This is a genomic window from Bradyrhizobium sp. 1200_D9_N1_1 (genome assembly GCF_052075915.1).
Classification (GTDB): domain Bacteria; phylum Pseudomonadota; class Alphaproteobacteria; order Rhizobiales; family Xanthobacteraceae; genus Bradyrhizobium; species Bradyrhizobium diazoefficiens.
The window spans coordinates 6,832,454-6,843,566 of record NZ_CP197226.1 but is presented as its reverse complement, the minus strand read 5'-3'; the positions used below and the strand labels follow the sequence as shown (position 1 = coordinate 6,843,566).

Sequence of the window (11,113 nt, the reverse complement as noted above, 5' to 3'; positions counted from 1 at the left end):
CGACGCACACTCATCGAAGTTTCGGGTTGAGCGCGTCGCGCAGCCAATCGCCGAGCAGGTTGATGGAGAGGATCAGTGCGGCGAGCGCGAGCCCGGGGAAGGCGACGATCCACCATTCGCCCGCGAACAGATAGTTGTTGCCGATGCGGATCAGCGTGCCGAGCGAGGGCATGGTGTCGGGCAGGCCGACGCCGAGGAAGGACAGCGTCGCCTCGGTGATGATGGCGAGCGCGAGGTTGATGGTGGCGATGACCAGGATCGGGCCCATCGTGTTCGGCAGCACATGCCGCAGCATGATCACGGGCGCGGGCAGGCCGATCAGCTGCGCGGCGGCCACGTAGTCCTTGTTCTTCTCGACCATCACGGAACCGCGCACGGTCCGGGCATACCCGACCCAGAAACTCAGACCGATCGAGATCACCAGCACCACCAGCATGCTGGTGGCATCCAGCCGGTTGCCGAGGATCGATTTCGCGATGCCATTGACCAGCAGCGCGATCAGGATGGCGGGGAAGGTGAGCTGGACGTCGGCGATCCGCATGATCACGCCGTCGACCGCGCCGCCGAAATAGCCGGCCATCAGGCCGAGCGCGATGCCGAGCGCACCGGCGAAGATCACGCCGGCCACGCCGACGGCGAGCGAGATACGCATGCCGTAGAGGATGGCGGAGAACACGTCGCGACCCTGCTCGTCGGTGCCGAGCAGGAACGGGCTCTGGCCGTCGGCGGTCCATAGCGGTGAGATCCGCGAGTTCATCAGCTGAAGTTGCGCCGGATCGAACGGGTTCTGGACCGCAAGCCAGGAGGCAAAGATCGCGAGCAGGAAGAACAAGACCGTGATGGCGGCCGCAACCATGGTGAGCTTGGAGCGGCGGAAGGAATAGAAGACGTCGCTATCGAGCGCGCGGCTGAACCAGCCGCGGGCAGCGTGGGTCGGCTGCGTGCTCTGCTTGTCGGAATTGGAGACGACTGCGTCTGACATGCAGATTGCCCTATGTCGCGCGGCCGACGGTCGAGCGCAGGCGCGGATCGACCACGGTGTAGAGGATATCGACCACCAGATTGATGGTGACGAAAATCAGCGAGACCATCAGCAGGTAGGCGGCCATAATCGGGATATCGACGTTTTGCACGGCCTGAACGAACAGAAGTCCCATGCCCGGCCACTGGAACACGGTTTCGGTGATGATCGAAAATGCAATAACCGAGCCAAACTGGAGCCCGGCTACCGTGATCACGGGAATGAGCGTGTTCTTCAGCGCGTGGCCGAAATGGATGGCACGGGTGGTGAGCCCCCGGGCGCGGGCGAAGCGGATATAGTCGGTTCGCAGCACTTCCAGCATCTCCGCCCGCACCAGCCGCATGATCAGGGTCATCTGGAATAGGCCGAGCGTGATCGAGGGCATGATCAGCGCCTTCAGGCCCGACAGCGTGAGCAGGCCCGTCGTCCACCAGCCGAGCTTGACCACCTCGCCGCGGCCGAACGAGGGCAGCCAGCCCAGCGTCACCGCGAACAGATAGATCAGGAGGATGCCGATCAGGAACGTCGGCAGCGAGATGCCGATCAATGAGACCGCCTGGAATAATTTGGCGAGCGCGGTGTCGCGCTTGAGCGCCGAATAGACTCCCATCAGGATCCCGAACACCATTGCGAACACGGTCGCGCAGATCGCAAGTTCCAGCGTCGCGGGCATGCGCTCCATCAATAGCGCCGAGACCGGCTGGCGGAACTGGTAGGACACGCCGAACTTGAACTGCGCGGCATCGCCGAAATAGCGCACGAACTGCACCGGCACGGGATCATCGAGGCCGAGCGACTTGCGCACGGCTTCGCGTTCGGCCGCCGACGTGTCGATCGAGACGATCTGGTTGACGGGATCGCCGGCGAATCGGAACATCGAGAACGCGATGATGCCGACGGCAAACATGACGCCGATAGCCTGAACGGCGCGGCGTAGAGTGAAAGCGAGCATTTCTTCCACTGTCCTTGGGTGCGCTTACAGCCGACGACTTTGTCGGCCGGAAAAGGAAAGGTCCCGGAAGCCTGACGCTCCCGGGACCTCGTGTTCAACTGACGCTATTCCTTCTTGGTCGCCCAATGGAACATGACCAGATTGTCGGCGCGCTGCGGCAGGTTGACCTTCTTCGATACGCCCCAGGCCAGCGCCTGCTGGTGCAGCGGGATGTAGGACCAGTCCTTGTTGCCGATTTCGTAGGCCTGCTTGATCAGCTGGTTGCGCTTGGCGGTGTCGGTTTCGACCAGCACCTTGTCGGTGATGGCGTCGAACTCCTTGTTGCAGTAGCCGCCGAGATTGGCCTCGCCCCGTGAGGATTTCGCATCGTCGCGGCAGCCCATGATGTCAAAGAGCACGTTGTGGGAGTCCATCGTGCTCGGCGTCCAGCCCAGCATGTAGAACGAGGTCTGGTAGCCGCCTTGCTTCAGCACCTTGGCGAAGTACTGTGCCTTCGGCTGCGCCAGCAGATTGATCTTGACGCCGATGCGGGCGAGCATGCCGACCACGGCCTGGCAGATCGCGGCGTCGTTGACATAACGATCGTTCGGGCAGTCCATGGTGACCTCGAAGCCGTCGGGATAGCCGGCCTCGGTCAGGAGCTTCTTGGCGCCGTCGGGATCGAATTTCGGCCGCGTGAACTCCTTGGACAGTATGAACAGCTCCGGCGCGATCATCAGCGCCGACGGCGTCGCCAGCCCGCGCATCACGCGCGTCTTGATCAGCTCGATGTCGATCGCCTTGTAGAACGCCTCGCGGACCTTGATGTCCTTGAACGGGTTCTTGCCCTTGATGTTGGAGTAGAGCAGCTCATCGCGCATCTGGTCGAAGCCGATGAAGATGGTGCGCAGCTCCGGCCCCTTCAGCACCTGGGCATTCGGGCTGGAATCGACGCGGGAGATGTCCTGGATCGGCACCGGCTCGATGACGTCGACTTCGCCCGAGAGCAGGGCGGCGACGCGGGTGGCGTCGGAGGAGATCGGGGTGAAGATGATCTCCTTCAAATTGCCTTCGACCTTGCCCCAGTAATTGGGATTGGCCTTGAACACCGTCTTCACGCCGGGCTGATGGCTCTCGATGATGAAGGGGCCGGTGCCGTTCTCGTGGAGCGAGGCGTAGCTCGGCGTGGTCGCCGCCACCGGCGTCGGATCGACGACGTTGTTCTCCTCGGCCCATTTCTTGTCCATGATGTACCAGACATCCCACGCGTTATGCAGGATGGGGTTGGGCGAGGGCAGGACGAAATCGACGGTGTAGTCGTCGACCTTGACCACCTTGACGTCGGGCGCAAGGCGGGTCTGCATGTTGGACCCCTTCTTGCGGACGCGATCGGCCGAGAACACCACGTCGTCGGCGGTGAACGGGTCGCCATTGTGGAACTTCACGCCCTTGCGCAAATGGAAACGCCAGCGGGTCGGCTCCGGAGTTTCCCAGCTTTCCGCCAGCGCCGGAATGATCTTGAGGTCCTTGTCGCGCGCGGTGAGGCCTTGATAGACGTGACCGAGATGAGCGTGGGTGGTGCTCTCGTTGAGCGTATAGGGATCGAGCGACTTCAGGTCACCCTGGTTGGCATAACGTAGCGTCTGGCTCGACGCCGGCGAGACCGCCAACGCAAGCGTACCGGCGAGCGTCGCCGCAAACAGAGTTCGTCCGACTGACATTCTTGACCCTCTCCACTCTGCCGCGCCGTGATTTTTGATTGTTCGGCGGGGCTGATCGATCCATGTTGCCCAGAGTTCACGACCCGTGCAAGCGCCATTCCAGCAAGGAACGCGCCAAGTTGCACCGCTGTGCAGCAATGCTGACCGGCAATCTAGGGGAGGCTGGCGCGCGAACGACATTCGACTTTCGACCTGTGAAGTCCCGGGGTAAAGGGAAATTGGCCCTGTCGGCCGTTGGCGTCTCAGCCGTCCGAGCTGCGGTCGCGGCCGAGCAATTTGATTGACCATACCCGCCGATTGCGGGAGCCGGCGCCCCGCGGCGCGTCTGAGGTCGCTTGCGTTGCACACCGTGTCGCGGCGATACTCCAACAGAGTGCTCGAATCTCATCCGGAGGGGACATGAAAGTTAACATCGAAATCGACTGCACCCCCCTCGAGGCCCGTCAGTTCTTCGGATTGCCGGACGTCTCGCCGATGCAGATTGCCGTCATGGACAAGCTGCAGCAGCAGGTCCTGAGCAATATCGACAAGGTCTCGCCGGAATCGCTGATCCAGAGCTGGTTCACTTTCGATCCGAAGCTTGCCGAGCGGTTTCAGGACATGTTCGTCACCATGGCCGGCCTCGGCGGAACGCGCAGCAGCGATAAGAAGAAATAATGTCGGCCGGGCGGGACGGGCCGCAAGCGTCTGACCGGCTTCGTCCGCCGGGCCTTGGTTTGCTGCTCGCCGAAGCCCGCGGCCTGTTCGAGTTGAACGCCAGCCTGCTGTTGTCGCCGTTGCTGATGCGCGCGCCCAGGGGCGACGGCCATCCGGTGCTGACGCTGCCGGGCTTTCTCGCCAGCGATCTTTCGATGGCGCCGATGCGGCGCTATCTGAGTGAGCTCGGCTATGAGGCACATGCCTGGCGGATGGGCCGCAATCTCGGCGGGCTGGGGCGGATGCGGGAGGCCTTGCGCACCCGTCTCGCCGAGATCCACGCCGCGAGGGGGCGCAAGGTCAGCCTGGTCGGATGGAGCCTCGGCGGCGTCTATGCCCGCGATCTCGCGCTCCAGGCGCCCGACATGGTCCGTTACGTCATTACGCTCGGCAGTCCTTTTGCCAACGACGTGCGGGCGACCAACGCCACGCGGCTCTATGAGGCGCTGTCCGGCGAGCGGGTCGAGGATTTTGCCGAACTGCGCGAGGCGATCGCCGGCGATCTGCCGGTGCCGGCGACGTCGATCTATTCCCGCGCCGACGGCGTCGTGAACTGGCGGACCTGTCTGTTGCGCCCCTCGGACCATGCCGAGAACATCGAGGTGCACCTGGCGAGCCATATCGGGCTCGGCGTTAACCCCGCCGCGCTGTGGGCCGTGGCAGACCGGCTGGCGCAACCGGAGGGGGAGTTCTGGCCATTTGACCGGGCAGGGCCGTTTGCCATTGCATATGCCCCGCCGGAGCGGGCAATATCGGCCTGACGAGAAGCGCCGCCCAAGGCGCCCGTCAAATCTCGCGGGAGGGAACTATGGCTGACGGTAAGAAGCTGTCGTCGCTGGATGCGTCGTTTCTCTATCTGGAAACGCCGGAAATGCCGATGCATGTCGGCAGCATGGCGATCTTTCGCCTGCCCGACGATTACAGGGGCGACTTCTTCGAAGACTTCAAGGCGATGATCGTCTCGCGCCTGCACATCGCGCCGATCCTGAAGGCGCGGCTGGAGAAGGCGCCGCTCGACATCGACCATCCCTCCTGGGTCGAGGACGATCAGTTCGACATCGACCGTCACATCTTCCGCGCCAGCCTGCCGCAGCCGCGCGACCGCGCCACGCTGGAACGCATCGTCGGCTGGATGCACGCCAAGCTCTTGAACCGCGCCCGCCCGCTCTGGGAATTCTACGTGTTCGAGGGCATGAAGGACAACGAGGTCGGGCTCTATTCCAAGATGCACCATGCCGCCATCGACGGCGGTGCCGGCGCGGCGCTGACCAACATGATCTACGACATCTCGCCGATCCCGCGGAAGGTCGATCCGCCGGCGGCGGGAGCCAAGCCGGGGCAGGAGCCGCGTGACATCGCCGCCAACCTGCTCGATTCCTATCAGCAGCTTTTCAGCCAGCCGCTCGATGCTTCGGCCGCTGCGAAGAACCTGCAGCTGCCCCGCACCGGCAAGAGCGACATCGGCTCGATCCTGTTCGACAACGCGATGTACCAGATCGAGAGCGCGGTGCGCTTCGCCGGCAACATCCCGACCGTGCTCAAGAGCGTGTCCGACGTGCTCGGCAAGGTCGCCGATCCGAAGTCGCGCGAGAGCCTGGCCAGCATGGTGTCGCCGCCGACCATGCTCAACAAGACCATCTCCTCGGAGCGCAGCTTCGCCGGCGTGTCGATCCCGCTGTCGCGGGCGAAGGCGCTGGCCAAGCAGGCCGGCGGCAAGCTCAACGACGTCGTGCTGGCGCTCGCCTCCGGCGTGGTCCGCCGCTATCTCCAGCAATATGGCACGCTGCCGGCGAAATCCTTGACCGCCGCCGTGCCGATCTCGCTGCGCGAGGAAGGCAACACCGAGGCCAACAACCAGGTGTTCGGCATGATCTGCGCGATCGCGACCGACATCGACGATCCCAAGGCCCGACTGGAGGCGATCATCGCGCAATCGACCAAGTCCAAGGAGATGTCGCATCCGCTGCGCGCCCTGATGCCGCAAGTGTCCAACATCTCGATGCTGGGCGCGCCGATCATGGTGCAGATCCTGGCCTTGCTCTACAGCCGCTCGAACCTGTCGGACGTGCTGCCGCCGGCCGCCAACATCACGGTGTCCAACGTACCCGGGCCGCGGCAGACGCTCTACGCCGCCGGCGCGGAGCTGCTGCATATCTTCCCGGTGTCGATCTCGACGCACGGGCAGGCGCTCAACATCACGGTGCAGAGCTATCGCGACCAGCTCGATTTCGGTTTCATTGTCGGTGCCAACATCATTCCGCATGTGCAGGTGATGTGTGACATGCTGCCCGAGGAGTTTGCTGCGCTGGAGGCGGCCTATGCGCCGCCAGCGGCCGACATCAAGGGCGCTGCTGAGTAGGAATGTCCCGATGATCGAAATGCCGCCGCTCAAGTTCGTGCAGACGAACGGAATCCGCATGGGTTATTACGAGGCGGGTCCGGTCTCCGACACCCCGCCGATGGTGCTGTGCCATGGCTGGCCGGAGCTCGCCTTTTCCTGGCGCCATCAGATCAAGGCGCTGAGCGAGGCCGGAATCCGGGTGATCGCGCCGGACCAGCGCGGTTATGGCGCGACCGACCGGCCCGAGCCGGTCGAGGACTACGATATCGAGCACCTGACCGGCGACCTCGTCGGTCTGCTCGATCATCTCGGGATCGACAAGGCGATCTTCGTCGGCCACGACTGGGGCGGCTTCATCGTCTGGCAGATGCCGCTGCGGCATATCGGCCGCGTCGCCGGCGTGGTCGGCATCAATACCCCCCATACCAACCGGGCTTGGGCCGATCCGATCGAACTCCTGCGCGCGCGGTTTGGCGACAAGATGTACATCGTGCAGTTCCAGGACCCGTCGCGTGAAGCCGACAGGATTTTCGGCAGCCGCGTCGAGCAAACCTTCGATGCATTCATGCGCAAGCCGGCGCCGCGCCCGCCCGATGCGCCGGCGGAGGAAGTGATTGCCGGCGTGGGCGCTTCGCCGCGGGTCAATCTGGCGTTTCCGCAGATGATTGCGGCCTATGACGCCAAGCACGATCCGCGTACGCCGATCCTGTCGCCGGAAGAGAAGAAGGTGTTTGTCGACAATTTCACCAGGACCGGCTTCACCGGCGGCATCAACTGGTACCGCAACATGTCGCGCAACTGGATACGCTCCGAAGGACTCGATCATACGGTACGCGTGCCGTCGCTGATGATCATGGCCGAGAACGACGCGGTGCTGCCGCCGTCTTCCGCCGATGGCATGGACAAGCTGATTCCCGATCTCGAAAAATATCTGGTCCGCGACAGCGGCCATTGGACGCAGCAGGAGAAGCCGGACGAGGTCAGCGCCAAGCTGATCGAATGGCGTAGAAGGCGGTTTGGGTGACGATGCCGTCGTCAGTGTAAATGGAACGTCATTCCGGGGCGCCCGAAGGGCGAACCCGGAATCTCGAGATTCCGGGTTCGATGCTGCGCATCGCCCCGGAATGACGCGATCAGGGGGAAGCGCACGTCAATGTCATCCAAGAACCGTCTGGACCCGATCCCGCAGCCGCCGACCAAGCCGGTGGTCGGCAATATGCTGTCGCTGGACTCGGCGGCTCCCGTGCAGCACCTGACGCGGCTCGCCAAGGAGCTCGGCCCGATCTTCTGGCTCGACATGATGGGCTCGCCGATCGTCGTCGTCTCGGGCCACGATCTCGTCGACGAGCTGTCCGACGAGAAGCGCTTCGACAAGACGGTGCGCGGCGCGCTGCGGCGCGTGCGTGCGGTCGGCGGCGACGGCCTGTTCACGGCCGACACCAGGGAGCCGAACTGGAGCAAGGCGCACAACATCCTGCTCCAGCCGTTCGGCAACCGCGCGATGCAGTCCTACCACCCGAGCATGGTCGACATCGCCGAGCAGCTCGTCCAAAAATGGGAGCGGCTCAACGCCGACGACGAGATCGACGTCGTCCACGACATGACCGCCCTGACGCTGGACACGATCGGCCTGTGCGGCTTCGACTACCGATTCAATTCGTTCTACCGGCGCGACTACCATCCCTTCGTCGAGTCGCTGGTGCGCTCGCTCGAAACCATCATGATGACGCGGGGTCTTCCGTTCGAGCAGATATGGATGCAGAAGCGGCGCAAGACCCTCGCTGAAGACGTCGCCTTCATGAACAAGATGGTTGACGAGATCATCGCGGAGCGCCGCAAGAGCGCGGAGGGGATCGACGACAAGAAGGACATGCTCGCGGCGATGATGACCGGCGTCGACCGCTCGACCGGCGAGCAGCTCGACGACGTCAACATCCGCTACCAGATCAACACGTTTTTGATCGCCGGCCACGAGACGACAAGCGGCCTGTTGTCCTACACGCTCTATGCGCTCCTGAAGCATCCCGACATCCTCAAGAAGGCCTATGACGAGGTCGATCGCGTCTTCGGTCCAGATGTCAACGCGAAGCCGACCTATCAGCAGGTGACGCAGCTCACCTACATCACGCAGATCCTGAAGGAGGCGTTGCGGCTGTGGCCGCCGGCGCCGGCCTACGGCATCTCACCGCTCGCGGACGAAACCATCGGTGGCGGCAAGTACAAGCTCAGGAAAGGCACGTTCATCACCATTCTGGTGACGGCGCTGCATCGCGATCCCTCCGTCTGGGGGCCGAATCCCGATGCCTTCGATCCCGAAAATTTCAGCCGCGAGGCGGAGGCCAAGCGGCCCATCAATGCCTGGAAGCCGTTCGGCAACGGTCAGCGCGCCTGCATCGGCCGCGGCTTTGCCATGCACGAGGCGGCGCTCGCGCTCGGCATGATCCTCCAGCGTTTCAAGCTGATCGACCACCAGCGCTACCAGATGCACCTGAAGGAAACGCTGACGATGAAGCCGGAGGGCTTCAAGATCAAGGTTCGTCCGCGCGCCGATCGCGAGCGCGGTGCCTATGGCGGGCCTGTCGCGGCTGTGTCCTCGGCGCCGCGAGCACCGCGTCAGCCGACGGCGCGGCCCGGCCACAACACGCCGATGCTGGTGCTGTACGGCTCCAATCTCGGCACCGCCGAAGAACTCGCGACACGCATGGCCGACCTCGCCGAGATCAACGGCTTTGCCGTGCATCTCGGGGCGCTCGACGAATACGTCGGCAAGCTGCCGCAGGAGGGCGGCGTGCTGATCATCTGCGCCTCCTATAACGGAGCGCCGCCGGACAATGCGACGCAATTCGTCAAATGGCTCGGCAGCGACCTGCCCAAGGATGCCTTTGCCAATGTGCGCTACGCCGTGTTCGGCTGCGGCAACAGCGACTGGGCTGCGACCTATCAATCGGTGCCGCGCTTCATCGACGAGCAATTGTCGGGGCATGGCGCGCGCGCGGTCTATCCGCGCGGCGAAGGCGACGCGCGCAGCGATCTCGACGGCCAGTTCCAGAAGTGGTTTCCGGCAGCCGCGCAGGTCGCGACCAAGGAGTTCGGCATCGACTGGAATTTTACCCGCACCGCGGAGGACGATCCGCTCTACGCGATCGAACCTGTCGCGGTGACTGCCGTCAATACCATCGTCGCACAGGGCGGCGCGGTGGCGATGAAGGTGCTGGTCAATGACGAGCTTCAGAACAAGAGCGGGTCCAATCCGTCGGAGCGCTCGACGCGCCATATCGAGGTGCAGCTGCCATCCAACATCACCTACCGCGTCGGCGATCATCTGAGCGTCGTTCCGCGCAACGATCCGACGCTGGTGGATTCGGTCGCCCGCCGCTTCGGCTTCCTGCCGGCCGACCAGATCAGGCTTCAGGTGGCCGAAGGCCGCCGTGCGCAATTGCCGGTCGGCGAGGCCGTGTCGGTCGGCCGCCTGCTCAGCGAGTTCGTCGAGCTGCAGCAGGTGGCGACGCGGAAGCAGATCCAGATCATGGCCGAGCACACGCGCTGCCCGGTCACCAAGCCGAAGCTGCTGGCCTTCGTCGGCGAGGAGGCCGAGCCGGCCGAGCGCTATCGCACCGAGATTCTGGCGATGCGCAAATCGGTGTACGATCTGCTGCTCGAATATCCGGCCTGCGAATTGCCGTTCCACGTTTATCTGGAAATGCTCTCGCTGCTGGCGCCGCGCTACTACTCGATCTCCTCTTCCCCGTCGGTCGATCCAGCGCGGTGCAGTATCACGGTCGGCGTCGTCGAGGGGCCGGCCGCTTCCGGGCGCGGCGTCTACAAAGGCATCTGCTCGAACTATCTCGCCAACCGGCGCGCGAGCGATGCGATCTACGCCACGGTGCGCGAGACCAAGGCCGGCTTCCGGCTCCCGGACGATTCATCCGTGCCGATCATCATGATCGGCCCGGGCACGGGGCTGGCGCCGTTCCGCGGCTTCCTCCAGGAGCGCGCCGCGCGCAAGGCGAAAGGCGCTTCGCTTGGCCCGGCCATGCTGTTCTTCGGCTGCCGTCACCCCGATCAGGATTTTCTCTACGCCGACGAGCTGAAGGCGCTGGCGGCAAGCGGCGTCACCGAGCTCTTCACCGCGTTCTCGCGCGCGGACGGACCGAAGACCTATGTGCAGCACGTGCTCGCGGCGCAGAAGGACAAGGTCTGGCCACTGATCGAGCAGGGCGCCATCATCTACGTCTGCGGCGACGGGGGCCAAATGGAGCCCGACGTGAAGGCGGCCCTTGTCGCGATCCGTCACGAGAAGAGCGGTAGCGATACCGCGACAGCCGCGCGCTGGATCGAGGAGATGGGCGCGACGAACCGCTATGTGCTCGACGTCTGGGCGGGCGGTTAGGCCGAGCCACCTC

The 11,113-nt window shown here is 64.1% G+C and carries 8 protein-coding genes; 5 read left to right on the top strand and 3 right to left on the bottom strand.

The features are described from left to right. Positions 1–10: 10 nt before the first annotated feature. From AB5K84_RS32760 to AB5K84_RS32750, 3 genes are all read right to left on the bottom strand, one after another. Positions 11–982, bottom strand: a complete 972-nt coding sequence (locus tag AB5K84_RS32760; protein ID WP_011085659.1) for an ABC transporter permease — start codon at positions 980–982, stop codon at positions 11–13. Positions 983–992: 10 nt separating this feature from the next. After that, on the bottom strand, positions 993–1,973 hold the full coding sequence (locus AB5K84_RS32755) for an ABC transporter permease (RefSeq protein WP_038965796.1): 981 nt from the start codon (positions 1,971–1,973) through the stop codon (positions 993–995). Between the two features lie 104 nt (positions 1,974–2,077). After that, the gene (locus AB5K84_RS32750) at positions 2,078–3,673 is read right to left on the bottom strand and encodes an ABC transporter substrate-binding protein (protein ID WP_011085661.1); all 1,596 of its coding nucleotides are present in this window, start codon (positions 3,671–3,673) and stop codon (positions 2,078–2,080) included. A 399-nt stretch (positions 3,674–4,072) separates the two neighbouring features. Here AB5K84_RS32750 and AB5K84_RS32745 point away from each other — a divergent pair, with 399 nt between their 5' ends. From AB5K84_RS32745 to AB5K84_RS32725, 5 genes are all read left to right on the top strand, one after another. Further along, positions 4,073–4,330 (top strand): DUF6489 family protein, encoded by a 258-nt coding sequence (locus AB5K84_RS32745; protein ID WP_011085662.1) that lies wholly within the window; start codon positions 4,073–4,075, stop codon positions 4,328–4,330. After that, on the top strand, positions 4,330–5,130 hold the full coding sequence (locus AB5K84_RS32740; RefSeq protein WP_011085663.1) for an esterase/lipase family protein: 801 nt from the start codon (positions 4,330–4,332) through the stop codon (positions 5,128–5,130). The genes AB5K84_RS32745 and AB5K84_RS32740 overlap by 1 nt, the downstream gene beginning before the upstream one ends. Before the next feature lie 47 nt (positions 5,131–5,177). Next, on the top strand, positions 5,178–6,728 hold the full coding sequence (locus AB5K84_RS32735) for a WS/DGAT/MGAT family O-acyltransferase (protein WP_011085664.1): 1,551 nt from the start codon (positions 5,178–5,180) through the stop codon (positions 6,726–6,728). A 10-nt stretch (positions 6,729–6,738) separates the two neighbouring features. Next, positions 6,739–7,734 carry an alpha/beta fold hydrolase gene (locus AB5K84_RS32730; RefSeq protein ID WP_028172427.1) on the top strand — a complete coding sequence of 332 codons (996 nt, stop codon included), beginning with the start codon at positions 6,739–6,741 and terminating at the stop codon, positions 7,732–7,734. 129 nt (positions 7,735–7,863) lie between these two features. Continuing rightward, positions 7,864–11,100, top strand: a complete 3,237-nt coding sequence (locus AB5K84_RS32725; RefSeq protein WP_011085666.1) for a bifunctional cytochrome P450/NADPH--P450 reductase — start codon at positions 7,864–7,866, stop codon at positions 11,098–11,100. Positions 11,101–11,113: the final 13 nt, after the last annotated feature.

Coding starts and splice junctions, on each gene's coding strand:
- AB5K84_RS32740 (WP_011085663.1), top strand. CDS start 4,330: ATGTCGGCCGGGCGGGACGGGCCGCAAGCGTCTGACCGGCTTCGTCCG.
- AB5K84_RS32760 (WP_011085659.1), bottom strand. CDS start 982: ATGTCAGACGCAGTCGTCTCCAATTCCGACAAGCAGAGCACGCAGCCG.
- AB5K84_RS32730 (WP_028172427.1), top strand. CDS start 6,739: ATGATCGAAATGCCGCCGCTCAAGTTCGTGCAGACGAACGGAATCCGC.
- AB5K84_RS32745 (WP_011085662.1), top strand. CDS start 4,073: ATGAAAGTTAACATCGAAATCGACTGCACCCCCCTCGAGGCCCGTCAG.
- AB5K84_RS32750 (WP_011085661.1), bottom strand. CDS start 3,673: ATGTCAGTCGGACGAACTCTGTTTGCGGCGACGCTCGCCGGTACGCTT.
- AB5K84_RS32755 (WP_038965796.1), bottom strand. CDS start 1,973: ATGCTCGCTTTCACTCTACGCCGCGCCGTTCAGGCTATCGGCGTCATG.
- AB5K84_RS32735 (WP_011085664.1), top strand. CDS start 5,178: ATGGCTGACGGTAAGAAGCTGTCGTCGCTGGATGCGTCGTTTCTCTAT.
- AB5K84_RS32725 (WP_011085666.1), top strand. CDS start 7,864: ATGTCATCCAAGAACCGTCTGGACCCGATCCCGCAGCCGCCGACCAAG.